The sequence below is a fragment of the Burkholderia sp. Bp8963 genome, from assembly GCF_003854275.1.
In the GTDB taxonomy this organism is placed as follows: domain Bacteria; phylum Pseudomonadota; class Gammaproteobacteria; order Burkholderiales; family Burkholderiaceae; genus Burkholderia.
In genome coordinates this window covers 22,419-48,842 of record NZ_QTQP01000002.1, presented here as the reverse complement: position 1 = coordinate 48,842, position 26,424 = coordinate 22,419, and the positions used below count along the sequence as shown (strand labels likewise).

Below are 26,424 nucleotides of genomic sequence, written 5' to 3'. Positions count from 1 at the left end.
CGCTCAGGCGCGCCGGCCGCGGTATCGGTCGGGCCGCCGCCGCGAACGAAGCACGGCGGCAGGCATCTCATTCCTCGACGACGATGGCGTTCGTGTACACGTCCTGCACGTCGTCGAGGTTCTCGAGCGCGTCCAGGAGCTTCTGCATCTTCACCGCGTCGTCGCCCGTGAATTCGACTTCGTTCTGCGGCTTCATCGTCACTTCGGCGAGTTCCGCCTTGAAGCCGGCGGCTTCGAGCGCGTCCTTCACCTTCGAGAATTCCTGCCAGTCGCACAGCACTTCGATCGAGTCGTCGTCGTTCGTGCTGACGTCGTTCGCGCCCGCTTCGAGCGCCGCTTCCATCAGCGCGTCTTCCGACGTGCCCGGCGCGAACAGGAACTGGCCGACGTGATCGAACATGAACGCGACCGAGCCGTCGGTGCCCATGTTGCCGCCGAACTTCGAGAACGCGTGGCGCACTTCCGCGACCGTGCGGGTGCGGTTGTCGGTCAGCGTGTCGACGATGATCGCCGCGCCGCTGATGCCGTAGCCTTCGTAGCGGATTTCTTCGTAGTTCGCGCCGTCCGCGCCGCCAACGCCGCGATCGATCGCGCGCTTCACGTTGTCCTTCGGCATGTTCGCGTCGGCCGCCTTGTCGACCGCGAGACGCAGGCGCGGGTTCGAGCCGATGTCGCCGCCGCCGAGGCGCGCTGCGACCTGAATTTCCTTGATCAGGCGAGTCCAGATCTTGCCGCGCTTCGCGTCGGCCGCTGCCTTCTTATGCTTGATGTTGGCCCATTTCGAGTGACCAGCCATACGTTTCTCCGTCGCCCGGGCGCGTTGCGCGGGCGTTTAAGCCAATGTGTCGTTGAATCGGCGGCCGTTCGGGCGGGCGTGAAGCCGCGGGGGCCGCGCGTGTCGAGTGGAGCGAGATTTTATCACGCGGCGGGCGTCCGCTTGGGGCCGTTGAGCATGGCCGGATGGCCGGGTCCGGCCGCCGCGAAACCGGCGGAGGCCGGACGGCCGGCCCATCGGTTCGCCGGACGGGCCGTACCCCGGTTGGCCGTACTGCGGATGGCCGTATCCCGGACGGCCGTACCCCTGGTCGCCATACCCCGGGTGGCCATACCCCGGGTGGCCATACCCCGGGTGGCCATACCCCGGAAGGCCGGCCCCCGGACGACCGTACCCGTCAGTTCTTCGTGCCGAACAGGCGGTCGCCCGCGTCGCCGAGCCCCGGCACGATGTACGCGTGCTCGTTCAGGTGCGAGTCGAGCGACGCGACGTACAGCTTCACGTCCGGATGCGCGTCCTGGAACACCTGCACGCCTTCCGGCGCGGCGACGAGCGCGACGAACATGATGTTCGCGGCCGGCACGTTGCGGCGCTTCAGCACGTCGACCGCGTGCACGGCCGAGTAACCGGTCGCGACCATCGGGTCGCACAGGATGAAGATCCGGTCCTCGAGATCCGGCAGGCGCACGAGGTATTCGACCGGCCGGTGGTCTTCCGCGCGATAGACGCCGATGTGGCCGACGCGCGCCGACGGGACGAGGTCGAGCAGGCCGTCCGACATCCCGATGCCCGCGCGCAGCACGGGCACGATCGCGAGCTTCTTGCCGGCGATCACCGGCGCGTCGACCTCGACGAGCGGGGTTTCGACCCGCTTGGTCGTGATCGGCAGGTTGCGGGTGATTTCGTAGCCCATCAGCAGCGTGATTTCGCGCAGCAGTTCGCGGAACGTGCGCGTCGACGTGTCCTTGTCGCGCATGTGGGTCAGCTTGTGCTGGATCAGCGGGTGATCGAGGATGAAGAGATTCGGGAAACGGCTGTCCTGTTTCATGACGGGGCGCCCTGCGGGCAAAAGGGTATCGGGGGCGCAGCCGGGCGACGGGCCCGACTGCGCGAATGGACGCAAGTTTACCAAGACGGCTCGCACGATCCGGATATTATCGACGTCTGACCGACAACCCGCGCGCCGCCCGCGGACGTTCGCCGCCGATTGGCGTCGATTGGCGTTGACTGACGCCGATCATCGGCGCGAACGGGGCACCGGCCGGCGCGCTGTTACCAAACGGATATCGACGATGGATCTCGGCATCGCAGGCAAGACCGCGCTCGTGTGCGCGGCAAGCAAGGGCCTCGGGCGCGGCTGCGCGGAAGCGCTGGCCGCCGAGGGCGTGAACCTCGTGATCGTCGCGCGCACGCGCGACACGCTGGAGGAGACCGCGGAGGAGATCCGCGCGGGGGCGAACGTTACCGTGACCGCGGTCGCGTGCGACATCACGACGCCGGACGGGCGCGCGGCCGCGCTCGCCGCGTGCCCGCAGCCGGACATTCTCGTGACGAATGCGGGCGGCCCGCCGCCGGGCGACTTCCGGGATTTCTCGCACGACGACTGGATCCGCGCGCTCGAGGCGAACATGCTGACGCCGATCGAGCTGATCCGCGCGACCGTCGACGGGATGATCGCGCGCCGCTTCGGCCGGATCGTCAACATCACGAGCTCGGCCGTGAAGGCGCCGATCGACGTGCTCGCGCTGTCGAACGGCGCGCGCTCGGGGCTGACCGGATTCGTCGCCGGGCTCGCGCGCAAGGTCGCCGCGCACAACGTGACCGTCAACAACCTGCTGCCGGGGCTGTTCGACACCGACCGGATCGCGACGACGCTCGCCGCGTCGGCGCAGGCGAAGGGCGTGACGGTCGACGAAATGCGCGCGCGGCGCGCACAGGAGATTCCGGCGGGCCGTCTCGGCACGCGCGAAGAATTCGGCGCCGCGTGCGCGTTCCTGTGCAGCGTGCACGCGAGCTACATCACCGGGCAGAACTGGCTGCTCGACGGCGGCGCTTACCCGGGCACATTCTGACGGGCGCGGCGCCGCCGGCTTTTACAACGACAACACACCAAACGACGAAGGATCCTGGAGATGAGCACACTCTGCATCGCACTGATTGCGCACGACGCGAAGAAGGACGAGATCGTCGCGCTCGCGGGCGAGTACCGCGCGACGCTCGCGCGCTGCCGGTTGGTTGCGACCGGCACGACGGGCGGCCGCATCGCGGCCGCGCACGGGCTCGAAGTCGAGCGCAAGCTGTCGGGGCCGCTCGGTGGCGACCTGCAGATCGGCGCCGAGCTGGCCGAGGGCCGGGTCGACATCGTCGTGTTCCTGCGCGACCCGATGACCGCGCAGCCGCACGATCCGGATATCACCGCGCTCGTGCGCGCGTGCGACGTGCACAACGTGCCGTGCGCGACCAACGTGGCGACTGCGCGGATGCTGCTCGACGACCTGATGCGGAAGATGGCGGAGGCCGCGTAGGTAGCGCGGCCTGGGCGGAGCCGTCTCGGTGCGGCCGGCCAGGTGCGGCCGGCCTGGCGGCGCGTCGGACCGCACGCATCGCCCCTGATTGTCCCTGATAGTCCCTGCTGACGGCAGGGCAATGCACGGATCGCCGCGACGCGCGAGAATCTGGCGTCGCGATGCGCGGCCCGTCCGGCTAAAGGCCGGAGCAGGGCGCGCCGTATCGCCGAACCCGGAGTGTCCCCCTACAACAGACGAAGACGAGGAGCGAAACGATGCCGAAAGCAATCCGATACGACCACGCGGGCGGCCCCGAAGTGATGAAGTGGGTCGACGTCGAGGTCGGCGAGCCGCAGGCGGGCGAAGTCCGCATCAGGCAGCACGCGGTTGGCCTCAACTACATCGACGTGTATTTCCGTACGGGCCTCTATCCGCAGCCACTGCCGGGTGGCCTCGGGATGGAGGCGGCGGGCGAGGTGACGGCGGTCGGCGCCGGCGTGACCGCGTTCAAGCCGGGCGATCGCGTCGCCTATGTCGGGCAGCCGCCGGGCGCGTACGCGCAGGAGCGCGTGATGCCTGCCGAGCGCCTGGTCAGGCTGCCGGACGGGATCAGCTACGACGACGCGGCATCGGTGATGCTGCAGGGCCTGACCGCGCATTACCTGTTGCGCCGCACGTATCCGGTGAAGGCCGGCGACACGATCCTGATCCATGCGGCGGCGGGCGGCGTCGGCCTGCTCGTGTGCCAGTGGGCGAAGGCCCTCGGCGCGACCGTGATCGGCACGGTCGGCTCCGACGAGAAGGCCGAGCTCGCGAAGGCGCACGGCTGCGACCATACGATCGTCTATACGCGCGAGAACTTCACGCAGCGCGTGAAGGAGATCACGAACGGCGCGGGCGTGCCGGTCGTCTACGATTCGATCGGCAAGGATACCTACGTCGGCTCGCTCGACTGCCTCGCGCCGCTCGGCTACTTCGTCAGCTTCGGCAGCGCGTCGGGCCCGCTGCCGCCGATCGACTCGAAGGAATTCTCGTCACGCGGCTCGTTGTTCTTCACGCGGCCGACGCTGTTCTCGTACATCGCGAAACGCGCGGATCTCGAAGCGGCCGCTGCCGAACTGTTCGACGTGATCCTGTCGGGCAAGGTGAAGACCAGCATCAACCAGCGCTATCCGCTCGCGGAAGTCGCGCGAGCGCATGCCGACCTCGAGTCGCGCAAGACGACCGGCTCGACGATCCTCGTTCCGTGACCCTGCCGCGCCGGCCTTGCCGCCGGCGCGCGACTCCCGGGCGGCGCTGCGGCGCCGCCTGCCACTGCCTGTCCCGCCTGTCTCCACCAGTCCCGCCTGCCTGTTTACGCGTTTTTTACACCCGTCCCGACACCTTTGACCCGTCCTTTACGCGCGTTCCAATAAGGTTCTAGTCGTCTGATTTCGACGACGGAGAACACCAAAATGGATGCGGTTTTCATCGGCGGTCTCGTGCTGTTTACGGCACTGATCGCTGGCTTGATCGCCGGTTGCGAGAAGCTCGCGCAATACGGCCGCGGGGGGCGAGCATGACCTGGATGCTGTGGTTGGCGGGCGCTTCGACCGCCTTGCTGTTCGCATATCTTGTCTTTGCGCTGCTGCGCGCGGAGGACATCGAATGAACGCGAACAATCTGTTCCAGTCGCTGCTGTTCGTCGTCGCGCTGCTCGCGGCGGCCGTGCCGGTCGCGCGCTACCTGTCCGCGGTGATGGATGGCAGCTCACGCGTCGTGCGCGCGCTCGGCCCGCTCGAGCGCATCCTGTATCGCATCGCCGGCGTCGACGCGAGCCGCGAAATGAGCTGGAAGCAATACGCGATCGCGACGATCGCGTTCAACGCGCTCGGCGCGCTGTTCCTGTATGCGCTGCTGCGCTTGCAGGGCTTGCTGCCCGGCAACCCGCAGGCGTTCGGCGCGATGACGGTCGACGGCGCGTTCAATACGGCCGTCAGCTTCGTCACCAACACGAACTGGCAGGACTACACGCCCGAGCAGACGGTCAGCTACCTGACGCAGATGCTCGGCCTCACCGTGCAGAACTTCCTGTCCGCGGCCACCGGCATCGTTGTCGTGATCGCGCTGATCCGCGGTTTCGCGCGCCATACCGCGCAGACGATCGGCAACTTCTGGGTCGACCTGACGCGCGTGACGCTCTACGTGCTCGTGCCGCTGTCGGCGATCATCGCCGCGCTGCTGATCAGCCAGGGCGCGATCCAGAACATGAAGGCGTACGAGGACGTGCCGGCGCTGCAGACGAGCACCTATGCAGCGCCGAAGCTCGACGCGCAGGGCAACCCTGTCAAGGACGAAAAGGGCAACCCGGTGACCGTGCCGACCCCGCTCACGAAGCAGACGCTCGCGATGGGCCCGGTCGCGTCGCAGGAAGCGATCAAGATGCTCGGCACCAACGGCGGCGGTTTCTTCAACGCGAACTCCGCGCATCCGTACGAGAACCCGACGCCGTTTGCGAACTTCGTGCAGATCTTCGCGATCCTGATCATCCCGGCGGCGCTGGCCCTCGTATTCGGCCGCATGATCGGCGACCGCCGGCAGGGCATCGCGGTGCTCGCGGCGATGACGGTCGCGTTCACCGTCGCGGTCGGCGTCGAGGTGAGCGCCGAGCAGGCCGGCAACCCGACGCTCAACGCGCTGCACGTCGACCAGTCGGCGGGCGCGCTGCAGGCGGGCGGCAACATGGAAGGCAAGGAAACGCGCTTCGGCATCGCGCAGAGCAGCATCTTCACGGTTGCGACGACGGCTGCGTCGTGCGGCGCGGTCGACACGATGCACGACTCACTGACGCCGCTCGGCGGCCTCGTGCCGATGCTGCTGATCCAGCTCGGCGAAGTGGTATTCGGCGGGGTCGGCTCGGGCCTCTACGGGATGCTCGTGTTCGCGTTGCTCGCGGTGTTCGTCGCCGGCCTGATGATCGGCCGCACGCCCGAATACGTGGGCAAGAAGATCGAGGCGTACGAGATGAAGATGGTGTCGATCGTCGTGCTGCTCACGCCGCTGCTCGTGCTGGTCGGCACGTCGATCGCGGTGCTCGCGGATGCCGGCAAGGCCGGCATTGCAAACCCGGGCCCGCACGGCTTCTCGGAAATCCTGTACGCGTTCAGCTCGGCCGCGAACAACAACGGCAGCGCGTTCGCGGGCCTGACGGTCGGCACGCCGTTCTACAACTGGATGACGGCGATCGCGATGTGGTTCGGCCGCTTCGGCACGATCGTGCCGGTGCTCGCGATCGCGGGCTCGCTCGCCGCGAAGAAGCGCATCGCGGTGACGAGCGGCACGCTGCCGACGCACGGTCCGCTGTTCGTCGTGCTGCTGCTCGGCACGGTGGTGCTGGTCGGCGCGCTGACCTACGTGCCTGCGCTCGCGCTCGGGCCCGGCGTCGAGCACCTGATGATGTGGCTGGGCGCCTGAGCGGCGCGCTGACAAACAAAAGGCATTGAAGAGATCGCCATGACTCAACATTCCGCAACCCGCTCCATGTTCGATCCGGCGCTCTTGCGCCCGGCGATCGTGGAGTCGTTCAAGAAACTCACGCCGCGCACGCAGTTCCGCAACCCGGTGATGTTCTGCGTGTACGTCGGCAGCATCCTGACGACGATCCTGTGGATCGCCGCGCTCGTCGGCCAGGCCGAGGCGCCCGCGGGCTTCATCCTCGCGGTCGCGCTGTGGCTGTGGTTCACGGTGCTGTTCGCGAACTTCGCGGAGGCGCTCGCCGAAGGCCGCTCGAAGGCGCAGGCCGCGTCGCTGCGCAGCGCGAAGAAGGACGTGATGGCGAAGAAGCTCAACGAGCCGCATCCGAAGTCGCCGATCCGCATCACCACCGCGACCGAGCTGCGCAAGGGCGACGTCGTGCTGGTCGAGGCTGGGGACACGATTCCCGCGGACGGCGAGGTGGTCGACGGCGTCGCGTCCGTCGACGAATCGGCGATCACCGGCGAATCCGCGCCCGTGATCCGCGAATCGGGCGGCGACTTCTCGTCGGTGACGGGCGGCACGCGCGTGCTGTCCGACTGGATCGTCGTGAGGGTGACCGCGAACCCCGGCGAGGCGTTCCTCGACCGGATGATCGCGATGGTCGAAGGCGCGAAGCGCAAGAAGACGCCGAACGAGATCGCGCTGACGATCCTGCTCGTCGCGCTGACGATCGTGATGCTGCTGGCTACCGCGACGCTGCTGCCGTTCTCGATGTTCTCGGTCGAAGCCATGAAGTCCGGCCACGTGGTGACGATCACCGCGCTCGTCGCGCTGCTCGTGTGCCTGATCCCGACGACGATCGGCGGCCTGTTGTCCGCGATCGGCGTGGCCGGGATGAGCCGGATGATGCAGGCGAACGTGATCGCGACGTCGGGCCGCGCGGTGGAAGCGGCCGGCGACGTCGACGTGCTGCTGCTCGACAAGACCGGCACGATCACGCTCGGCAACCGCCAGGCGTCCACGTTCGTGCCCGCGCCGGGCGTGACCGAGGAAGCATTGGCGGACGCCGCGCAGCTGTCGTCGCTCGCCGACGAGACGCCGGAAGGCCGCAGCATCGTCGTGCTCGCGAAGGAGCGCTTCAACATTCGCCAGCGCGACATGGCGCAACTGCACGCGACGTTCATCGGCTTTTCCGCGCAGACGCGGATGAGCGGCGTCGACCTGTCCCCCGAAGGGACTTCCTCCGGGGCGCCGCACCGCGAGATCCGCAAGGGCGCGGCCGACGCGATCCGCCGCTACGTCGAGACGCACGGCAGCCGCTTCCCGGAAGAGGTGCGCCGCGCGGTCGACGATGTCGCGCGCCGCGGCAGCACGCCGCTCGTGGTCGCGGAGCTGCGCGAAGGCGCTGCGCGTGTGCTCGGCGTGATCGAGCTGAAGGACATCGTGAAGGGCGGCATCAAGGAGCGCTTCGCGGAACTGCGCAAGATGGGCATCAAGACCGTGATGGTGACGGGCGACAACCGGCTGACCGCGGCGGCGATCGCGGCGGAAGCGGGGGTCGACGACTTCCTCGCGGAAGCGACGCCGGAGGCGAAGCTCGCGACGATTCGCGAGCACCAGGCGGCAGGGCGCCTCGTCGCGATGACGGGCGACGGCACCAACGATGCGCCGGCGCTCGCGCAGGCCGACGTCGCGGTCGCGATGAACAGCGGCACGCAGGCGGCGAAGGAAGCCGGCAACATGGTCGACCTCGACTCGAACCCGACCAAGCTGATCGAGATCGTCGAGATCGGCAAGCAGATGCTGATGACGCGCGGCTCGCTGACGACGTTCTCGATCGCGAACGACATCGCGAAGTATTTCGCGATCATCCCGGCCGCGTTCGTGACGACCTATCCGCAACTGCGCGTGCTCGACATCATGCATTTGACGTCGCCGGCGTCGGCGATCCTGTCGGCGGTGATCTTCAACGCGCTGATCATCGTCGCGCTGATCCCGCTCGCGCTGAAGGGCGTCACGTACCGTCCGCTCGGCGCCGCGTCGCTGCTGCGCCGTAACCTGCTGGTCTACGGCCTCGGCGGCGTGCTGCTGCCGTTCCCGTTCATCAAGCTGATCGACATGACGCTCGCCGCACTTGGCTGGGCCTGAAGCGGCCTCACCTGAAGGAAATTCGCCATGAAAACGTTGATTCGTCCGCTTATCGTGATCTTCGTCGTGCTGACGGCCGTGACGGGGCTCGCGTATCCCGCCGTGATGACCGTGTTCGGCCAGGCCGCGTTCCCGTCGCAGGCCAACGGCAGCCTGATCGAAAAGGACGGCAAGGTGGTCGGCTCCGCGCTGATCGGCCAGCAGTTCGACGCGCCGAAGTACTTCTGGGGCCGGCTGTCGGCGACTTCGCCGATGCCGTACAACGCGAGCGGCTCCGGCGGCTCGAACCTCGGCCCGCTGAACCCGTCGCTATCCGACCAGGTGAAGGCGCGCATCGCCGCGCTGCGCGACGCGGGCACCGACATGTCGAAGCCGGTGCCGATCGACCTCGTGACCGCGTCCGCGAGCGGGCTCGATCCGGAGATCACGCCGGCCGCGGCGGCTTACCAGGTCGAGCGCGTCGCGAAGGCGCGCAAGCTGTCGCCGGACGCGGTCGCGCAGCTCGTCGCCGCGAACACGGCGGGCCGCCAGTTCGGCGTGCTCGGCGAGCCGCGCGTGAACGTGCTGAAGCTGAACCTCGCGCTCGACGCGGCCCAGGCCGCGCACTGAGCGCGGCACGACACCCGCAGTACCCGGCATCCCGTGCGGCACTGCGCCGCGCGGGATCCGCCACCGCCCGGCGGCGCGCTTGCGCCGTCTTTGCCTTTTGTGGCGATTTGGATCAACAATGCTCGTACACGCGCCAATTGACGTGCGCTGCCGTTCACACGCATGAACCGCCCCGATCCCGACCAACTCCTCGACAAGCTGCAGCGCGACGAAGAAAAGCAGCGGCGCGGCCAGCTCAAGATCTTCTTCGGCGCGTCCGCCGGCGTCGGCAAGACCTACGCGATGCTGCAGGCCGCGCGCCAGCGCAGGCAGGACGGCGTCGATGTCGTCGTCGGCATCGTCGAAACCCACGGCCGCAGCGAAACCGCCGCACTGCTCGACGGCCTTGACGTGCTGCCGCTCGCGCGGATCGAATACCGCGGCCGCACGCTGGCCGAATTCGATCTCGACGCCGCGCTCGCCCGCAAGCCCGAACTGATCCTCGTCGACGAGCTCGCGCACTCGAACGTGCAGGGCGCCCGCCACCTGAAGCGCTGGCAGGACGTGTACGAGCTGCTCGACGCGGGGATCGACGTCTTTACGACCGTCAACGTCCAGCATCTCGAGAGCCTGAACGACGTGGTCGGTGCTATTACCGGCATCCGCGTATGGGAAACCGTGCCCGACCGCGTGTTCGACGCGGCCGACGAGGTGACGCTCGTCGACCTGCCCGCCGAGGAGCTGCTCGCGCGGATGCGCGACGGCAAGGTCTATCTCGCGCAGCAGGCCGAGCGCGCGGTGCGCAACTTCTTCCGCAAGGGCAACCTGATCGCGCTGCGAGAACTCGCGCTGCGACGCACTGCGGACCGCGTCGACGCGCAGATGCGCGAATACCGCGCCGACCGCTCGATCCAGCGCATCTGGCAGGCGCGCGAGCGGCTGCTCGTGTGCGTCGGGCCGGGGCCCGAGGCGCCGACGCTCGTGCGCGCGGCCGCGCGGCTCGCCGCGAGCCTGAAGGCCGACTGGATCGCGGTCTACGTGGAGACGCCGAAGCTGCAGCGCCTGCCCGACGCGCAGCGCGAGCGCACGCTGAACGCGCTGAAGCTCGCGGCCGAGCTCGGCGCGGAGACGGCGACGCTCGCCGGCAGCGACGCGGTGGCTGCGCTGATCGGCTATGCGAAGGTGCGCAACGTGTCGAAGGTCGTCGCGGGCGGCTCGCAGAAGACGGGCATCGCGCGCTGGATCGCGCGGCCGTTCGGGGAGAAGCTTGCAGAGCGCGCGGGCGACGTCGACCTGATGCTGATCCGCGCATCGGCGAGCGACGAGGTGCGCGCGGCGCCGCTCGACGCGCGCGCGCGCGACTGGCGCGACGCGTTCGCGCGCCTCGGCGGCCATCGCTCGCCGCCGCGCCATTACGCGTATGCGGCCGCGATCTGCGCGGCGATCACCGTGGTCGCGAACGTCGTGTCCGAGCGGCTCGACCTGACCAACCTCGTGATGCTGTACCTGCTCGGCGTCGTGTTCTCGGCCGTGCGCCTCGGGCGCGGGCCGGGGGTGCTGCAGTCGTTCCTGTCGGTCGCCGCGTTCGATTTCTTCTTCGTGCCGCCGCGCATGTCGTTCTCGGTCAGCGACACGCAATACCTGCTGACCTTCTTCGGGATGCTGCTGACGTCGCTCGTGATCAGCCACCTGACGTCGACGCTGACCCGCCAGGCGAGCGTCGCGCAGCGGCGCGAACGCCGCACGGGCGCGATGTACGCGATGGCGCGCGAGCTGGCCGCGGCGCTGACGACCGAGCAGATCGTCGAAATCGGCAGCCGGCACGTGAGCGAGGTGTTCCGCGCGCGCGTCGCGATCCTGCTGCCGGACAGCGCGGACAAGGTGCAGCAGAAGATCGAGGAGCCGGATGCCGCCGTCACGCTGACGGGCCCCGACCTCGACAACGACGTCGGCCAGTGGGTGTACGACCAGCAGAAGCCGGCCGGCCACGGCACCGACACGCTGCCCGCGACGGCCGCGCTGTACCTGCCGCTGAAAGCGCCGATGCGCACGCGCGGCGTGCTCGCGGTCGTGTCGAACGATGCGCGCGAGCTCGAGGTGCCCGAGCAGCAGCGGATGCTCGATGCGTTCGCCGCGCAGATCGCGCTCGCGCTCGAGCGCGTGCACTACGTGGAGATCGCGCGCGACGCGCTCGTCAGCATGGAGTCGGAGCGGCTGCGCAACTCGCTGCTGTCGGCGATCTCGCACGACCTGCGCACGCCGCTCACGACGATCGTCGGTTTCTCGTCGATGCTCGCGAATGCGCGCGCGGCCGCGCAGTCCGGCGAACCGGCGGCCGCGCCGCGGCACGGGCCGCGCGAGGACGAGCTCGTCGAGGCGATCCATGACGAGGCGCTGCGGATGACGGGCATCGTCACCAACCTGCTCGACATGGCGCGGCTGCAGGCCGGTAGCCTGCAGCTGAAGCGCCAGTGGTCGCTGCTCGAGGAAACCGTCGGCGCGGCGCTTGCCGCGTGCCGGCGCGTGCTCGCGCGGCATCCGGCGCGCGTCGCGCTGCCGCCCGACCTGCCGCTGCTGCAGATGGACGCGGTGCTGATGGAGCGCCTGTTTACGAACCTGTGCGAGAACGCCGCGAAATACACGCCGCCGGACACGCCGCTCGAAATTGGCGCGGAACGCGTCAGCGAAGACGGTCTGCCGTTCGTGCGCGTGCATGTCGACGACTACGGCCCCGGACTGCCGCCGGGGATGGAAACGCGGATCTTCGACAAGTTCACGCGCGGCGAGAAGGAATCCGCGACGCCGGGCATCGGCCTCGGCCTTGCGATCTGCCGCGCGATCGTCGAGGCGCACGGCGGTAGAATCGGCGCGCTCAACCGCACGGCCCCCGACGGGCACGTGACCGGCGCGCGCTTCTGGTTCACGCTGCCAGTCGAGACGCCGCCCGCCGCGCCCGTCGTGTCCGAAGAAGAAGCCGAGGCGCTGCACGCGCTGCCGTACGCGCCGTCATCATCCGAGCCACCGCCAGACCATGAGTGAACCGAGCCTGACCGTCGTCCTGATCGAGGACGAAAAACAGATCCGCCGTTTCGTGCGCGCCGCGCTCGAGGAGGAGGACATCGCCGTCTTCGAGGCCGAGACCGGCAAGCAGGGGCTCATCGATGCGGCGACGCGCAAGCCGGATCTCGTGATCGTCGATCTCGGCCTGCCCGATGCGGACGGCCTCGACGTGATCCGCGAGCTGCGCGGCTGGTCCGAGGTGCCCGTGATCGTGCTGTCCGCGCGCACGCAGGAGGAAGAGAAGGTGGCCGCGCTCGATGCGGGCGCCGACGACTACCTGACCAAGCCGTTCGGCGTGTCGGAGCTGCGCGCGCGGATCCGCGCGCAGCTGCGGCGGCGCAACCAGGGCGGCGCGAACGAGTCGCCGAAGGTGTGCTTCGGCACGGTGAGCGTCGATCTCGCGATGCGGCAGGTCTGGCGCGACGGCGAGATCGTGCACCTGACGCCGCTCGAATATCGCCTCCTCGCGACGCTCGTGCGCCACGCGGGCCGCGTGCTCACGCACCGCCAGCTGCTGCGCGACGTATGGGGGCCGTCGCACGTCGAGAGCCATCATTACCTGCGCATCTACATGGCGCACCTGCGCCAGAAGCTCGAGCGCGACCCTGCGCAGCCCGAATACATCATCACCGAGACGGGGGTCGGCTACCGGCTCGTCGGCGCCGCGTGACGGCCGCCGCGTAACGACCGCGGCGAGCGCGCCTGCCGCGCGGCACGGCGCGCGCGCCTGCGCTTCGTCGTTGTACACGGATCGCGGATTCCCCGTTATGCTGGCCGTTCTGCGAACGGAACGAGGAGCGTACGATGCTTGCCCGACTGGCCCTCTCCTGTGCGCTGGCGCTCGCCGTGTCCGGCGTGTGCGCGCAACCGCTGCCGCCCGGACAGCAACAGCCGCAGCCGCCGAAGGCGGCGCTCGCAAATCCGGCGTCGGTGAACTGCGTGAAGCTCGGCGGCCGCCACGTGGTCCGCGGCTCGCCGCAAGGCGACATCGGCATGTGCGTGTTCAAGGACGGCCGCGTGTGCGAGGAATGGGCGATGTACCGCGACGACCGCTGCGTCGGCGCCGGCGCGACGAAACGCGTGACGCACTGATCGCGCCGCGCACGCCTGCCCGGTCGCTCCGTCGCTGCGGCCACGGCTTTCGCCGCGGCAGCCTGCAAGACCGTAAGCCGCTTGTTATACTCGGCGCCGCCCGGGGACGACCCCGGGCCATTCGCTTCAACGGGGACGGCCCCGTCTGATCCATGGAGCGCGTCGAAATGGCGTGGGTACTGTTGTTGATCGCCGGTTTGCTGGAAGTGGCCTGGGCGGCCGGCATGAAATCGTCAGAAGGTTTTACGCGGCTCGGACCGTCGGTATTTACGATCGTCACGGCGCTGGCCAGCTTCGGACTGCTCGCGGTTGCGATGCGCCAGTTGCCGCTCGGCACCGCGTACGCGGTCTGGACCGGCATCGGCGCGGTCGGTGCATTCGTGTTCGGCATCGTGATGATGGGCGAGGCGCTGACCGTCGCCCGCATCGCGAGCGCGTCGCTGATCGTCGTCGGCCTGATCGGCCTCAAGCTGTCGTCCGCCACCTGAGGATTGTCCTCATGGGGATTTGCGCCGGCGCGCCGGCTTCCCTGTCTATAATGGAACGCATTCGAGCCTGAATGCCGTTGCGTCGCGCGCCGAGCGCGACACGGCAAGCGCCGCCGGCCGCCACGCGCCGCGTGGCCGGCCATCCTGATCGATCGGCGAAACGCACGGAAAGTGCAAGGAGAGGGCCATGATCGAAGCCATTTCGCTCGGCGCGGGACTGGCATGGGCGAGCGGCCTGCGTCTGTACCTGACGGTGCTGATCGCCGGCGTGCTGGCGCGTGCCGGCTGGCTCCACCTGCCCGATACGCTCGCGGTGCTCACGTCGCCGTGGGTGATCGGCGCCGCCGGCGTGCTTGCGATCACCGAATTCCTCGCAGACAAGATTCCCGCGTTCGATTCGCTGTGGGATGCGGTGCATACGTTCATCCGCATCCCGGCCGGCGCCGTGCTCGCAGCCGGCGCGCTCGGCCACGCCGATCCGACCGTGCTCGCGGTCGCAGGCCTCGCGGGTGGCTCGCTCGCGGGCGCCGCGCACATCACGAAGGCCGGCACGCGCGCGCTGATCAACCTGTCGCCCGAACCGATCTCGAACTGGATTGCGTCGTCGACCGAGGACGGCCTCGTGTTCGGCGGGCTCGCGCTCGCGTTCTTCGTGCCGCTGCTGTTCCTCGTGCTGCTGGCCGCTTTCATCGCGGGTTCGGTGTGGGCGGTGCCGCGGCTGTGGCGCGGCGTGTCGGGTGGCTTTCGCGGGATGGCGAACCACATGGTGACGCGGCTCAACTCGGTCGGGAGCAAGCGGGATTGATGGGGCGGCCATCCGTGGGGCGGCCATCCGTGGGGCGGCGATCCGTGGGGCGGCGATCCGTGGAGCCTCCATCCATGGAGCCGCCATCCGTCGGCCCACGCGACATTAGCGGACCCGCGCACGCCGCGCGCTTCGGCTGGCGCGACCTGCTCCGGCAGTCCGCGCGCATGACCGGGCGCGACTGGCGCGCAGGCGAGCTGACGCTGCTCGTGCTCGCGCTGGTGCTGGCGGTCGCCGCGCTGACGAGCGTCGGTTTTCTCGCCGACCGGCTGCGTCAGGGCCTCGAGCGCGACGCGCGGCAGATGCTCGGCGCCGATTTCGTCGTGCGCTCGGATCATCCGGTCGACGCATCGTTCGACCAGCAGGCGCGCACGCTCGGCCTGCGCACCGCGACCACCGCGATCTTCCCCAGCATGATCGGCTCGACCGTCGGCGAGGCGACGGGCGACGCGCCGCCTGCGCGGCTCGCGGCCGTGAAGGCCGTGTCGCCCGGCTATCCGCTACGCGGCGCCGTCGAGATCGTGCCGGCCGTCGGTGCGCCCGCGCGCAAGGCGGCCGCGATTCCGGCGCCCGGCACCGTATGGGCCGACCCGGTGCTGCTCGATGCGCTGCACCTGAAGATCGGCGACACGGTACGAGTCGGGCTGCGCACGTTCACGGTCGCGGCATCGATCTCGCGCGAACTCGATCGCGGCTTCTCGTTCGTGAATTTCTCGCCACGGGTGATGATGCGCGCAGACGAACTTGCTGCGACCGGGCTGACCGGCTACGGCAGCCGCGTCACCTACCGGCTGCTGGTGGCCGGCGCCGATGATGCGGTCGCGCGCTTCGAGGCTTACGCGCACGCGCGCGTCGACGACGGCAAGCTGCGCGGCGTCGGCCTCGAATCGCTGCAGGAGGGCCAGCCGCAGGTGCGCCAGACGCTCGACCGCGCGCGCCATTTCCTGACGCTCGTCGCGCTGCTGACCGGGCTGCTCGCCGCGGTCGCGATCGCGATGGCCGCGCAGCGCTACATGCGGCGCCATCTCGACGGCTGTGCGACGATGCGCTGCCTTGGCGTCAGCCGCCGCACGCTCGGCGCGCTGTTCGCGCTCGAATTCACGGGGCTCGGCGTCGCGGGCGGCGTGGCGGGCGCGTTGCTCGGCTACGGCGGCCACTGGCTGCTGCTCGCGGCGCTCGGCAGTCTGATCGATGTCGTGCTGCCGCCGCCGACGCTGTGGCCGGCGCTCATCGGTATCGGCGCGGCGCTGGTGCTGCTGCTCGGCTTCGCGTTGCCGCCGCTCGCGCCGCTGACGCGCGTGCCGCCGGTGCGCGTGCTGCGGCGCGAGTGGGGCGGCGCCGTGCGCATCGCGTGGGCCGCTTACGCGCTCGGTATCGCGCTGTTCGCGGCGCTCCTCGTCGCGGCCGCGGGCAACCTGAAACTCGGGCTGATCGTCGCGGGCGGCTTCGCGGGCGCGCTCGTCGGCTTCGCGCTGATCGTCCGGCTCGCGCTGTTCGCGGCGGCGCGCGTGGTGCGCAACGGGCGCATCTCGACGGGCATCGGCTGGCGCTACGCACTCGCGTCGCTGCACCGGCGCGGCACCGCGAGCGCGCTGCAGATCACCGCGCTCGCGCTCGGCCTGATGTGCCTGCTGCTGATCGCGATCACGCGCAACGATCTCGTCGACGGCTGGCGGCAATCGATGCCGCCCGATGCGCCGAACCAGTTCCTGATCGACATCCAGCCGGACCAGCGCGCCGACGTCGCCGCATACCTGGCCGCGCACGGCGTACGCGACGCGGTGCCCGCGCCGATGGTGCGCGGCCGGCTCGTCGCGATCAACGGCAAGCCGGTGAATCCCGACGCCTATGCGTCCGACGATGCGCGCCGGCTCGTCGACCGCGAATTCAACCTGTCGTATACGACCGAGCTGCCGCCCGACAACCGGATCACGTCCGGCGACTGGTTCGGCACGTCGGCAACCCCGCAGATCTCGATCGAGGCGGGGCTCGCGAAGATCCTCGCGGTGAAGCCGGGCGACGTGTTGCGCTTCGACGTGACGGGCCTGCCGATCGAGGCGCCGGTCACTAGCGTGCGCAAGCTCGACTGGGGCACGTTCCGCGTGAACTTCTTCGTGCTGATGCCGCCCGCTGCGCTGCAGGATTTCCCGGCGATCTACCTGACGAGCTTCCACCTGCCGGCCGAGCGCGCGGCGCTGCTCGATCCTTTGATCGCGCGCTATCCGAACCTGACCGCGATCGACGTGGCGCCGATTCTCGCGCAATTGCAGCGGATGATGCTGCAGGTGGTCAGCGCGGTGCAGTTCCTGTTCGTGTTCACGCTCGCAGCCGGCGTGCTGGTGCTCTATGCGGCGCTCGCGGGCTCGCGCGACGAGCGGGTGCGGGAGGCGGCGCTGTTGCGCGCGCTCGGCGCGTCGCGCGCGCAGGTGGGTGCGGTGCAGCGCGCGGAATTCGTCGTCGTCGGCGTGCTGGCCGGCGCGCTCGCCGCGGCGGGCGCGATCGGCGTCGGCTGGGTGCTCGCGTCGCGCGTGTTCGATTTCCGGCTCGCGGTCGATCCGTGGCTCGTGCCGGCCGGCATCGCGGCCGGCGTGGCCTGCACGAGTGCAGCCGGCTGGCTGAGCCTGCATAATGTGCTGCGGCGTCCCGCGCTGCAATCGCTGCGCGACGCATGAGCGTCGCCGCGGCCCTGATGACCCTGATTTCCGATTATCCGTATGACCGATGTGAATGACGACGCGCCGTCGCAGCCGACCGCGTTCGAACTCGTGGGCGGCGAAGGCCGCGTGCGCGAGATGGTGGACCGCTTCTACGACCTGATGGACCTCGAGCCGGAGTTCGCGCAGATCCGCGCGCTGCATCCGGCGTCGCTCGACGGTTCGCGCGACAGGCTGTTCTGGTTCCTGTGCGGCTGGCTCGGCGGGCCGGACCACTACATCAGCCGCTTCGGCCATCCGCGCCTGCGCGCACGGCACCTGCCGTTTCCGATCGCGTCGGTCGAGCGCGACCAGTGGCTGCGCTGCATGGCGTGGGCGATGGAGGACGTCGGCCTGCCCGAGCCGCTGCGCGAGCGACTGATGCATTCGTTCTACGATACCGCCGACTGGATGCGCAACCGGCCCGGTTGATCGACCGGTACGCCGCTGCCCGGCTGCCGCCCGCAGTGCGTCTGGCCGGCGGTGCGGCTGCGCGTGACACTGGCCGCTCCCCGTTCAACACGAGATTTTCCCCATGACGACACACGCATTGTTTCGGGAAGACGCGTACCTGACCCGCTGCGAAGCGGTCGTCACGGCGCTCGGCGACGACGGCATCCGGCTCGACCGCACGGTGTTCTATCCGCTCGGCGGCGGCCAGGCCGGCGACAGCGGCGTGCTGACGCTGCCGGACGGCACGTCGATCGCGATCGACGATACGCGCAAGGCGAAGTTCGACGGCGCGACGCCCGACGACGCGGCGCACGTGCCGGCGCCGGGCCAGGACGCGGGCCTCGCGGCACTCGTCGCACTCGTGGCGCTCGCGCCCGGCGCGCGGATCGTCGCGGAAATCGACTGGGCGCGCCGCTACCGGCACATGCGCCTGCATACTGCCGCGCACCTGATGTGCGCGGTGCTGCCGTATCCGGTCGACGGCTGCAGCGTGACCGCCGACTACGTGCGGCTCGATTTCGCGACGGCCGAGCCGATCGACCGCGACGACGTCGAGCGGCGGCTGGCCGATCTGATCGGCGGCGCGCATCCGGTCACGACCGAATGGATCACCGACGACGAAATGGCCGAGCGGCCGGAACTCGTGCGCACGATGAGCGTGAAGCCGCCGATGGGGCTCGGCCGCGTGCGGCTGTTGCGGATCGACGGCGTCGACCTGCAGCCGTGCGGCGGCACGCACGTGCGCAACACGTCGGAAATCGGCGGCCTGCGGGTCGCGAAACTCGAAAAGAAGAGCGCGCGCACGCGACGCCTTGTACTGGAGCTTGCATGACGGTCAATCACGCGAACAACGACGATGGGGCACTCGACCCGCGCGCGGGCGAGGTGCTGGATTTCTGGTTCGGCATGCCCGGCTCGGCGGAATTCGGCGTCGAACGCAAGATGTGGTTCAACGGCGGCGCGGCGCTCGATACGGTGCTGCGCGAGCGTTACGGCGCGTTGCTCGATGCGGCGTGCGACGGCGCCTGCGACCACTGGGCCGTGTCGCCGCTCGGCACGCTCGCGCTGATCGTCGTGCTCGACCAGTTCTCGCGCATACGTACAAGTAATCCAGTTCTTGTGGCTACCTGAAAGTTACCCGAAAATGGACGCCGTTCTCTTTGAGAAGGAACGGCAATGACGGGACATGCGCGCAAAACCGTGCTTCCTCGCTATGTCGTATCTGAGTCGGCAGAAGACGGGGACGGATCAGCCGAACAAATTGATTTGCCCGAAGGGGGCTACTACTTTGTTCGACCAAAGGCTGCTTGCGACGGAGGCCCAGGGCAAATTGGGAAGCCGAAGTGGGTGCGGTCGGCATTCGATTCCTACCCGTTGGTCCTCCGAGGGAGTGGGGTCCCTTGGGATGAGGCGAATCTCTTCATCTTTGCAGCCGTGGAGGGGCGACCGCACCCGAAGATGACGACATTTCTCAGCCAGGCAGAAGATCTTGCGGCCTACTGCCGGTTTCTGGAGGAGGCGGATGTCGACTGGCGTCACTTTCCCAGCCATAAGTTCCTCAGGCCGACATATCGCTTCCGAAGTCACCTAGTCCACGAAGTGTGGGACGGAACGCTGGCCCCAACAACGGCGAAACGACGGATTCGGCTAATCGTCCGATTCTATCGTTGGCTCGTCGACGAAGGCTTGATCAAGCCAGAGTACGCGCCGTGGAAGGATGGGGAGGTTCTCATCCAGGCTCATGGGGCCTACGGACAGACCAGGGTCCTAGCGGTTAAGACAACTGACTTGGGAATCAATGTCACTCAACAAGAAGACGAATATAGCGAGTACATCCGGGACGGTGGAGAATTAAGGCCGCTAACTCAGCTTGAACAGGAGTGGCTTTTGGTCACTCTACAAAAGCTAGGTAATACAGAGATGACTCTTATACATCTCTTGGCACTACTCTCCGGCGCTCGAATGCAAACTGTTTTGACATTCAGGGTGCGAGATGCATTTCGACTTTGCGCCGACGGCACTGAGTCGGTCTGCGTCGTCGGGCCTGGAACAGGGGTCGACACGAAGAACAGTAAGAAACAAACACTTCGAATTCCCATCTGGTTTCATGAGCAGTTGCGAATTTATGCGCACAGCGATCGAGCAAAGATTCGACGCAAACGAGCGGGGGATGATTCTCCAGGCCAATATCTATTTCTTACGGTGCGTGGTGCGCCAATGTACGCCTCTAGTCAAGAGGAGGGATCTAATTCCGGGTTGCATCGGAAATACATTCCAAGGGGGCAGGCTGTTCGTCAGTATATCGCGGAATATATAATTCCAGAAATTCGAAAAACATTCGATGCCTCATTTTCATATAGATTCCATGATTTGCGGGCCACATTTGGAATGAATATGGTCGACGAGATGGTGCCCCTCATGGATCGGCGTGAAATTGCATACTCTCACGTGTTGGATTTTGTACGCGTTCGTATGTGTCATGAATCATTAGCCACGACTGAACGTTATCTCAAGTATCGTGGAAATTTAAAAATTAAACAAAAGATACAAGATGATTGGGAGGTTCGCCTGAGAGGCCTCGTCGAGATGGCAATGGATGTCGGGGGAGGTGATGGTAAAATTTAAACCGCGGGAAGTGAGGTTTTTAGATTTAACTCGGAAGAATGATGGTGATATGTTGCGAGTTGATCGGGTTGTGGTCAAGCTTTACTACTCCCAATCGATTGATTTTGGTGCATTATGCTATTTGAGGCGCGATGCGAAAAAGAGAGGGGCGGGAGGTGGGCGACGAGTCGACTTTGAGTCATATAGCATATCTCGCGCAAGCTCGATTAGGCGGCTGGTTGAGATTGTTAAAGATTCTTCCGTAAGTGGGTCGGTAAGACCTTATACTTTGATTGCGAGATTTCGCTCATTTTCGAGGTTTATAGACTGGTGCGATGAAAATTCTCATGGGGACGTTCTTCAGGGAATAGGCAGTGCTCAGGCGGCTTATCGTGAGTGGAGTGCCGATATTCGGCGTCGAGTTGATCAACACTTGCTCGGTCAAAATAGTGGGGCGATGGAGCAGAGGCAGGTCGCTATTGTGCTCCAAGATTTTTATGAGGTTGACGACTTTGCGCAGGGCGTAAACGTTTTAACTCAGACAAAATATCTTGTTCAGTCAACCGTGTTGCCGGATGACCAGGCGCGATCCTCGGTTTTGGCATGGTGCGAGTGTCTGTTTTGCGGGTTTAGTGACTTAGTACTCAATCGAACGACTAGTGGTGGGTTGAATCAATTTCCGTATGCGTTGGAGGTTCCTCGCTGCGAGAATTACCCAAATGGGCGTATTTGGATATTCCCATTGAATGATTGGAATTTTGATGCGCCTGTTGGGTATGTTTATGATAGGGATGTCGGGCGTATTCGGAGTCTGAGTGAGGTTGAGAGATTTTATTCTAAGCCTCGGGATGCGGCTATCGCCGTCGCACGTGCTGAGAAAATCATTGCGGCTGCGAATGCGGATCCTCATCATCCGGGAAGATTGTGGCGTGGCATCACCGCATGTTATGCATTCCATCTTTTGTTCATGGCGGTGACGGGTATGAATGCAGCATCGTCTGCTGACGTGCTATGGAGTGGTGACATTGCGAGGGCTGTTGAAAACCCCGTCATCGCCCGGCAGGGTATTCGGGTGATCAAATATCGTGCGGGTGGAAAATCGCAGGAATTCGAGATCGGAGTGATGTATATGCCTATTTTTAGGCAATATCTTCGTTTGCGAGAATTTCTGCTTATGGGGCGAAAGTGGGAGTATTTGTTTTTTACGTATGATCCTCGCCGATCGACTGTTATCCGGAGATTTAGGCCTGCGGGGGTTCATCACTTCTATACGATTTTGAGGAAATTGTCCCCCGATGTGCCGAAAATTTCTCCACGGCAGTGGCGGGCGTCGAAGCAGGATTACGTGGTGCGGAAAGGGGATCCTATCCTCGCTGCAACAGTTATGCAGCACTCCGTGGCGACATCAATTGAAAACTATAGCAATGGAACTGAGGCCGATCATTTTATGGAGATGGGGGCCTACCTAGGATTGGCGGAAAATGCAAAAAATGTGATTCTCACCCGTGGTGCGGTTGTTGCTGAGCGCTCGACCGGCGCATGCGCGACTCCGGATGAGCCTAAACCTATCATCGATAGGCCGCCCGTCGAGCCTGACTGTAAGCGGGGGGAAGGATGCCTATTCTGCGAGAAGTACCGAATCCATGCGGACGAAGTGGATGCACGAAAGCTCCTCAGCGCTCGACACTGTATTCGCGTATCAGCACGGTATGCGGGTAGTGTCGAAGAGCAAAATGAGGCGTTCGGTCCCGTACTGCGTGCCTTAGAGTTTTACCTGGATTTGATCCGCAGCCGTGACACCGCCCTTGTTGAGCGGCTGGAGCGCGAAGTCGATGTCGACGGTGAGTTGTCGCCATTTTGGGCGACCAAGTTGGATACGTTGATCGAACTTGGGATGGAACTGCAATGACTGCGTACCGGGCAAAGACGAGACGCTTTCCTGAGTCGGGGCCTTCGGATGAATACGTTCCGTCCACCGATCGCGTCCCGCACGATGACTTTGTCGTGACACGGGCGACCGACGGGAGCGCGCTATCGCGCTACGGAGACATGGTCTGGGATCGTTCGCCATACGCGACTGATGGGAAGCCAGAGTTACTGAAATTCAAATTCTGGGCGGACAAGAGTGGCGTAACCCCGCGTCGCCAAGATTTGATGAGTGAGATGAGATGGATTCTATTCGTGCATATGTGGCTTCGTCCGGGTAACGGGCTGGCGAACAAGACGCTACAGCCCTACCTAGATACTTTGCGTAGGATTGCCCGCACGTGCGAAAGAGAAGGTCTCAGAGTCCGAGATGTCTTGATAAATCCGGACCTCCTACGCGACGAACTGAGTGTTGCTGGGCGGGCAAAAGTGTTCCTCGCTATCCTACATACATTACGTGAATTGGGGCCGCAGAGAGTCGGTTTCGCGGTGGCTGGTAAGAAATCGCTCAGCTTTCTTGTCGCCGCTGCTGGCGAGTACCGTGACGGATTAAAGCAGACAGCACCAATTCCTACTCGAATCTACTCTCTGGTTCTAGCGGCCCTTTCCCAAGAAGTGCATGACTACGAGCGTGTGATCGACGCGATCTTGGGAATCGTACGAGCATGCGTGGACGATCCCTGCTTTGGAATCGACCGGAGTGCGCAGTCAGGCATCCGATCAAAATCGGGACTGGAATTTGACGGTTGGCGGCCCGGATTCTCGGAGGTTTTGCGTCTGTATGGGTTGTCGGCGTTTTGGGAGGCGAAGGGGTATTTGCGTTCAAAGGCCGGTCTACTGACTGCGTTGCTCGAGGCGCAAGTCGTTGCATCACTTCAGGTTCAAGCCTTTACAGGTATGCGCCTGAACGAGGTGTCGACCTTGCCATACAACTGCCTAGAGCAGGTGCATCGAGATGGAGCGACGCATCTTATTGTCAAAGGCCGCGTGACCAAGCTTACCCATGGAAAGATCAAGTTAACACAGTGGGTGACAAGTGCAAGCGGGCGAGAGGCGATTCTGCTGGCGCAACGGATATCGAGAGCAGTTTACAACGGACGAGGCGACGATCTGTCCGACGATGCCGGTCGACTTCCGGCGCGGCATCTGTTCGTTCATCCCGCATACCTACTGGAACAAAAAGATAGGTTTGACCGACCGTCGGACCTGCGAGTCGCAAGCGGGAGTCGCTTCAAGACCTTGAGGGCGAAGATCCAGCCGATCATTGAAGAACACGATCTGATGGAGTTGAAGAGAATCGATCCACATCGCAACTGGTCTCAAGAGAAAGACTTTAGGATTGGTGCGCCCTGGAAATTGAAATCTCATCAGTTTCGCCGATCACTTGCTCTCTACGCGCAGCGCTCGGGGCTTGTGTCACTGCCGACCCTGAAACGCCAACTGCAGCACATCACTCAGGAGATGTCTCTCTATTACGCTCGTGGTTCTGCATTTGCGGGAGAGTTCATTGGTGCGGAGCGTGCTCAACCTCATTTTGGTCAAGAATGGCGGGAGACTCAGCCACTAAGTCAATATCTTGCCTACGCTGCGAAAGTTCTATGCAGCGAAGACGCTGATCTCCTTTATGGTGGACACATTCAGTTTATTCGATTGCGTTGTCGCGATAAGGACGGGAGCTTGCTTCATGATCGCGACGAGACGATCCGCCGTTTCCAGAGGGGGGAGATCGCTTGGAAGCCGACACCTATAGGGGGATGTGTCAACCCGGAGCGGTGCGACATGAACCCAATTGATTTGCTGAATACCAATTGTGTCGCAAACAATTGTAGGAACATGGTCGGTCATCTCGGAATGACCGAGCGGGTGATTCGAATCAAAGCGAGGCAAGTAGAAGCGCTCCGAAAGATCGATCCAGAGTCTTCAGAGCTTCGTCACGAAGAGGCAGACTTGGGCGCGCTTCGACAAGGATACGAACTCGCGAAGAGTCATATTGACAAGTCTAGGCGAAAGGCATGAAAGAATACTTCGAGGCCCTAACGAGACTTAGGGAAGGGACATCGACGATTGTTCCGAAAGGAACGAAGATAACTAAGGATGCTGTCAGTTTGGAAGCTGGGCGAGGGAAGGGAAGCATTAAGAAATCACGAATACAGTTCGCTGAACTCATCAAATGCATTGATGAAGCAGCCATCGAACAGAGGCAACCTCGGCTGAGGCATGCAGAGCACGCTGCCCGAACCAAGCAGAGCACAAAGGAGTTGCAGGCTGCGTTGGATGCAGCTTTGGCGAGAGAGTTGTCCCTGGTTCTGGAATTGTTCGAATTGCGGAAAACAGTAGCAAAGCTGACAGGAGATAAGCTCTATCCCATTCGACGGCGCTAAATTGAGCATGAGGATAGACGACTGGGAGTGGTTTCTATGACGAAAATAATGTGACTTAAAGGCTACTGACTAAGTGGTGGGATGTTCGCAGTATTCTGCGCATGCCGCGCACCCGCATCGCTCCGCCTCCTCATCCCCAATCTGCTCGTGAATTGCTCGCGATCAATCTTCGCCGCTTGCGCGCGGAGAGGGAGTGGACGCAAGAAGACCTAGCGCACTACAGCGGACTTGATCGGTCGTTCGTTGCTCATGTCGAGCGACAGTCACGGAATATTTCACTTGACAATTTGGAGCGGCTGGCGATTGCGTTGGAAGTGCCGGTCGCCAAGTTGTTAGACTACTGATGCCGCTGGTTGGCGCGAAGTGCTGGGTGCGACAGTGGCGCTCCAACTTGTGCCAAGTCGGCAGGTTCGAACTTAGCGGGCGTACGTTGGGGAATTCGAAATACCGTAAGCGCGAAATTCTCCGCACCTAGGCAGCGCTGCCGAATCGATCCACGATTGCGTCCGCAGACTTGAATTGCGGACGCAGATGATGACCGACACTGACTTTGACTTTCTCCCCCTGCGCGTGACCCGGACGTGCGCGGATGGCAAGCATCGATACGATCCGGAGGGCAAGCGTAAGTTGATCGAAGCCTGCCGCCGGCCGGGCGCGTCATTGGCGGGTCTGGCGCTGAAGGCTGGGGTCAATGCGAACCAGTTGCGCAAATGGGTACAACTGGAAGAGCGACGGGAAGTTGCCGGCGCTTCACATGATGCTATGGCGCAAACGCCGTCAGCCTTCGTGCCGGTCGTCTTGATCGACGGGTCACCGGCATCGGCTCCTGCGGAAACGGCACCGCCAGCCCCGCAGCCGTTGCTGCAACGAGATCCGCCCCGTCCGTCGCCGCGAGCGGCACCGCTGGCGCGTTTGTCGGCGACACTGCCTAACGGTGTCGTGCTCGAGCTCGAATGCTCTGGGCGAGACACCTCGCTGGTCACGGCGATGATTGCCGCGTTGGGAGCGGGTTGATGTTCCGCTTCGACCACGACCTGCGGATCTACCTGCACCGCGAGCCGATAGACTTCCGGGCCGGACTGAATACGCTGGTGACGATGGTCGAACAGTCGATGCATCTCGATCCGCTCGCACGAGCCGTCTTCGGATTCCACAACCGGAAACGGGATCGCGTGAAGCTGTTGCTCTATGACCGGGCCGGCTTCTGGCTGATGTTGAAACGGCTCGAGGTAGATCGTTTCGCCTGGCCCCGTCGTCAACAGGCCGTGATCGAGCTCACGGTCGACCAGCTCCACCTGCTGCTCGACGGCGTCGATCTCGACGCACTGCGTCCGCATCCCGCACGACAGTACTGCTTCACGAGTTGAGGAGCGGTATTGCGAACGTTGTTGGCCAACAACGGCCGTCCCGACTGTTACACATCTCCGTAAACCTGTGCGACGCCGCGC

The 26,424-nt window shown here is 65.1% G+C and carries 24 protein-coding genes and 1 pseudogene; 23 read left to right on the top strand and 2 right to left on the bottom strand.

Features of this window, described 5'->3' with window-relative positions; genetic code table 11:
* Positions 1-67 precede the first annotated feature (67 nt).
* Together DID96_RS02100 and upp are read right to left on the bottom strand one after the other, a co-directional pair.
* Positions 68-796, bottom strand: coding sequence for a YebC/PmpR family DNA-binding transcriptional regulator (locus DID96_RS02100; RefSeq protein WP_124597614.1), 729 nt, complete (start codon positions 794-796; stop codon positions 68-70).
* A gap of 376 nt (positions 797-1,172) precedes the next feature.
* Complete coding sequence (upp, locus tag DID96_RS02095; protein WP_124597613.1) at positions 1,173-1,823, bottom strand: uracil phosphoribosyltransferase; 651 nt, start codon at positions 1,821-1,823, stop codon at positions 1,173-1,175.
* A 244-nt stretch (positions 1,824-2,067) separates the two neighbouring features.
* Between upp and DID96_RS02090 the strand changes: the two genes are divergently transcribed.
* The 23 genes and pseudogenes from DID96_RS02090 (at position 2,068) to tnpB (ending at position 26,343) form a co-directional block, all read left to right on the top strand.
* Positions 2,068-2,847, top strand: coding sequence for an SDR family oxidoreductase (locus DID96_RS02090; RefSeq protein WP_124597612.1), 780 nt, complete (start codon positions 2,068-2,070; stop codon positions 2,845-2,847).
* Positions 2,848-2,907: 60 nt separating this feature from the next.
* Positions 2,908-3,300: a methylglyoxal synthase gene (locus DID96_RS02085; RefSeq protein ID WP_124597611.1), complete on the top strand. Its 393-nt coding sequence runs from the start codon at positions 2,908-2,910 to the stop codon at positions 3,298-3,300.
* A gap of 257 nt (positions 3,301-3,557) precedes the next feature.
* Entirely contained in the window at positions 3,558-4,532 is a 975-nt protein-coding gene (locus DID96_RS02080; protein ID WP_124597610.1) for a quinone oxidoreductase, read from the top strand.
* 308 nt (positions 4,533-4,840) lie between these two features.
* Positions 4,841-4,933 (top strand): K(+)-transporting ATPase subunit F, encoded by a 93-nt coding sequence (gene kdpF / locus DID96_RS02075; protein WP_006752209.1) that lies wholly within the window; start codon positions 4,841-4,843, stop codon positions 4,931-4,933.
* Positions 4,930-6,735, top strand: coding sequence for a potassium-transporting ATPase subunit KdpA (gene kdpA, locus DID96_RS02070; protein ID WP_124597609.1), 1,806 nt, complete (start codon positions 4,930-4,932; stop codon positions 6,733-6,735). Before kdpF ends, kdpA begins: the two co-directional genes overlap by 4 nt.
* 39 nt (positions 6,736-6,774) lie before the next feature.
* Positions 6,775-8,886, top strand: coding sequence for a potassium-transporting ATPase subunit KdpB (gene kdpB / locus DID96_RS02065; protein WP_124597608.1), 2,112 nt, complete (start codon positions 6,775-6,777; stop codon positions 8,884-8,886).
* A 27-nt stretch (positions 8,887-8,913) separates the two neighbouring features.
* Positions 8,914-9,495 (top strand): potassium-transporting ATPase subunit KdpC, encoded by a 582-nt coding sequence (kdpC, locus tag DID96_RS02060; RefSeq protein ID WP_124597607.1) that lies wholly within the window; start codon positions 8,914-8,916, stop codon positions 9,493-9,495.
* Positions 9,496-9,657: 162 nt separating this feature from the next.
* Positions 9,658-12,513 (top strand): DUF4118 domain-containing protein, encoded by a 2,856-nt coding sequence (locus DID96_RS02055; RefSeq protein ID WP_124597606.1) that lies wholly within the window; start codon positions 9,658-9,660, stop codon positions 12,511-12,513.
* On the top strand, positions 12,506-13,204 hold the full coding sequence (gene kdpE / locus DID96_RS02050; protein ID WP_124597605.1) for a two-component system response regulator KdpE: 699 nt from the start codon (positions 12,506-12,508) through the stop codon (positions 13,202-13,204). The genes DID96_RS02055 and kdpE overlap by 8 nt, the downstream gene beginning before the upstream one ends.
* Positions 13,205-13,338: 134 nt before the next feature.
* A complete protein-coding gene (locus DID96_RS02045) occupies positions 13,339-13,626 on the top strand; it encodes a DUF333 domain-containing protein (RefSeq protein ID WP_124597604.1) in 288 nt (95 codons plus the stop codon).
* 167 nt (positions 13,627-13,793) lie between these two features.
* A complete protein-coding gene (sugE, locus tag DID96_RS02040) occupies positions 13,794-14,114 on the top strand; it encodes a quaternary ammonium compound efflux SMR transporter SugE (RefSeq protein WP_124597603.1) in 321 nt (106 codons plus the stop codon).
* A 187-nt stretch (positions 14,115-14,301) separates the two neighbouring features.
* Complete coding sequence (locus tag DID96_RS02035) at positions 14,302-14,919, top strand: DUF4126 domain-containing protein (protein ID WP_124597602.1); 618 nt, start codon at positions 14,302-14,304, stop codon at positions 14,917-14,919.
* 167 nt (positions 14,920-15,086) lie between these two features.
* Complete coding sequence (locus DID96_RS02030) at positions 15,087-17,591, top strand: ABC transporter permease (protein ID WP_260463789.1); 2,505 nt, start codon at positions 15,087-15,089, stop codon at positions 17,589-17,591.
* A gap of 42 nt (positions 17,592-17,633) precedes the next feature.
* Positions 17,634-18,044, top strand: coding sequence for a group II truncated hemoglobin (locus tag DID96_RS02025; protein ID WP_042585938.1), 411 nt, complete (start codon positions 17,634-17,636; stop codon positions 18,042-18,044).
* Between the two features lie 103 nt (positions 18,045-18,147).
* A complete protein-coding gene (locus tag DID96_RS02020; protein ID WP_124597600.1) occupies positions 18,148-18,897 on the top strand; it encodes an alanyl-tRNA editing protein in 750 nt (249 codons plus the stop codon).
* Positions 18,894-19,160, top strand: a pseudogene (locus DID96_RS02015) (DUF924 family protein); the annotation flags it as partial. The gene DID96_RS02020 and the pseudogene DID96_RS02015, both read left to right, overlap by 4 nt.
* Positions 19,161-19,523: 363 nt before the next feature.
* Positions 19,524-20,690 carry a site-specific integrase gene (locus DID96_RS02010; protein ID WP_124597599.1) on the top strand — a complete coding sequence of 389 codons (1,167 nt, stop codon included), beginning with the start codon at positions 19,524-19,526 and terminating at the stop codon, positions 20,688-20,690.
* Entirely contained in the window at positions 20,662-22,578 is a 1,917-nt protein-coding gene (locus tag DID96_RS02005; protein ID WP_124597598.1) for a hypothetical protein, read from the top strand. The genes DID96_RS02010 and DID96_RS02005 overlap by 29 nt, the downstream gene beginning before the upstream one ends.
* A gap of 392 nt (positions 22,579-22,970) precedes the next feature.
* Positions 22,971-24,611 (top strand): hypothetical protein, encoded by a 1,641-nt coding sequence (locus DID96_RS02000; RefSeq protein WP_124597597.1) that lies wholly within the window; start codon positions 22,971-22,973, stop codon positions 24,609-24,611.
* Positions 24,608-24,976 (top strand): hypothetical protein, encoded by a 369-nt coding sequence (locus tag DID96_RS01995; RefSeq protein ID WP_124492152.1) that lies wholly within the window; start codon positions 24,608-24,610, stop codon positions 24,974-24,976. The genes DID96_RS02000 and DID96_RS01995 overlap by 4 nt, the downstream gene beginning before the upstream one ends.
* Before the next feature lie 101 nt (positions 24,977-25,077).
* Positions 25,078-25,320, top strand: a complete 243-nt coding sequence (locus tag DID96_RS01990; RefSeq protein ID WP_060343153.1) for a helix-turn-helix domain-containing protein — start codon at positions 25,078-25,080, stop codon at positions 25,318-25,320.
* A gap of 190 nt (positions 25,321-25,510) precedes the next feature.
* Positions 25,511-25,990, top strand: a complete 480-nt coding sequence (gene tnpA, locus DID96_RS01985; protein WP_260435033.1) for an IS66-like element accessory protein TnpA — start codon at positions 25,511-25,513, stop codon at positions 25,988-25,990.
* Complete coding sequence (tnpB, locus tag DID96_RS01980; protein WP_185658309.1) at positions 25,990-26,343, top strand: IS66 family insertion sequence element accessory protein TnpB; 354 nt, start codon at positions 25,990-25,992, stop codon at positions 26,341-26,343. Before tnpA ends, tnpB begins: the two co-directional genes overlap by 1 nt.
* The last annotated feature ends 81 nt before the right edge of the window (positions 26,344-26,424 follow it).

Excerpts from the sequence above, each read along its gene's own strand:
- DID96_RS02025 (WP_042585938.1), top strand. The coding sequence starts at position 17,634 with ATGACCGATGTGAATGACGACGCGCCGTCGCAGCCGACCGCGTTCGAA.
- DID96_RS02010 (WP_124597599.1), top strand. The coding sequence starts at position 19,524 with ATGACGACATTTCTCAGCCAGGCAGAAGATCTTGCGGCCTACTGCCGG.
- sugE (WP_124597603.1), top strand. The coding sequence starts at position 13,794 with ATGGCGTGGGTACTGTTGTTGATCGCCGGTTTGCTGGAAGTGGCCTGG.
- kdpB (WP_124597608.1), top strand. The coding sequence starts at position 6,775 with ATGACTCAACATTCCGCAACCCGCTCCATGTTCGATCCGGCGCTCTTG.
- DID96_RS02035 (WP_124597602.1), top strand. The coding sequence starts at position 14,302 with ATGATCGAAGCCATTTCGCTCGGCGCGGGACTGGCATGGGCGAGCGGC.
- kdpC (WP_124597607.1), top strand. The coding sequence starts at position 8,914 with ATGAAAACGTTGATTCGTCCGCTTATCGTGATCTTCGTCGTGCTGACG.
- tnpA (WP_260435033.1), top strand. The coding sequence starts at position 25,511 with ATGACCGACACTGACTTTGACTTTCTCCCCCTGCGCGTGACCCGGACG.
- upp (WP_124597613.1), bottom strand. The coding sequence starts at position 1,823 with ATGAAACAGGACAGCCGTTTCCCGAATCTCTTCATCCTCGATCACCCG.
- DID96_RS02100 (WP_124597614.1), bottom strand. The coding sequence starts at position 796 with ATGGCTGGTCACTCGAAATGGGCCAACATCAAGCATAAGAAGGCAGCG.
- DID96_RS02055 (WP_124597606.1), top strand. The coding sequence starts at position 9,658 with ATGAACCGCCCCGATCCCGACCAACTCCTCGACAAGCTGCAGCGCGAC.
- DID96_RS01990 (WP_060343153.1), top strand. The coding sequence starts at position 25,078 with ATGCCGCGCACCCGCATCGCTCCGCCTCCTCATCCCCAATCTGCTCGT.
- tnpB (WP_185658309.1), top strand. The coding sequence starts at position 25,990 with ATGTTCCGCTTCGACCACGACCTGCGGATCTACCTGCACCGCGAGCCG.
- kdpF (WP_006752209.1), top strand. The coding sequence starts at position 4,841 with ATGACCTGGATGCTGTGGTTGGCGGGCGCTTCGACCGCCTTGCTGTTC.
- DID96_RS02090 (WP_124597612.1), top strand. The coding sequence starts at position 2,068 with ATGGATCTCGGCATCGCAGGCAAGACCGCGCTCGTGTGCGCGGCAAGC.
- DID96_RS02030 (WP_260463789.1), top strand. The coding sequence starts at position 15,087 with ATGACCGGGCGCGACTGGCGCGCAGGCGAGCTGACGCTGCTCGTGCTC.
- kdpA (WP_124597609.1), top strand. The coding sequence starts at position 4,930 with ATGAACGCGAACAATCTGTTCCAGTCGCTGCTGTTCGTCGTCGCGCTG.
- DID96_RS02080 (WP_124597610.1), top strand. The coding sequence starts at position 3,558 with ATGCCGAAAGCAATCCGATACGACCACGCGGGCGGCCCCGAAGTGATG.
- DID96_RS02020 (WP_124597600.1), top strand. The coding sequence starts at position 18,148 with ATGACGACACACGCATTGTTTCGGGAAGACGCGTACCTGACCCGCTGC.
- DID96_RS02085 (WP_124597611.1), top strand. The coding sequence starts at position 2,908 with ATGAGCACACTCTGCATCGCACTGATTGCGCACGACGCGAAGAAGGAC.
- DID96_RS01995 (WP_124492152.1), top strand. The coding sequence starts at position 24,608 with ATGAAAGAATACTTCGAGGCCCTAACGAGACTTAGGGAAGGGACATCG.
- DID96_RS02045 (WP_124597604.1), top strand. The coding sequence starts at position 13,339 with ATGCTTGCCCGACTGGCCCTCTCCTGTGCGCTGGCGCTCGCCGTGTCC.
- DID96_RS02005 (WP_124597598.1), top strand. The coding sequence starts at position 20,662 with ATGTCGGGGGAGGTGATGGTAAAATTTAAACCGCGGGAAGTGAGGTTT.
- kdpE (WP_124597605.1), top strand. The coding sequence starts at position 12,506 with ATGAGTGAACCGAGCCTGACCGTCGTCCTGATCGAGGACGAAAAACAG.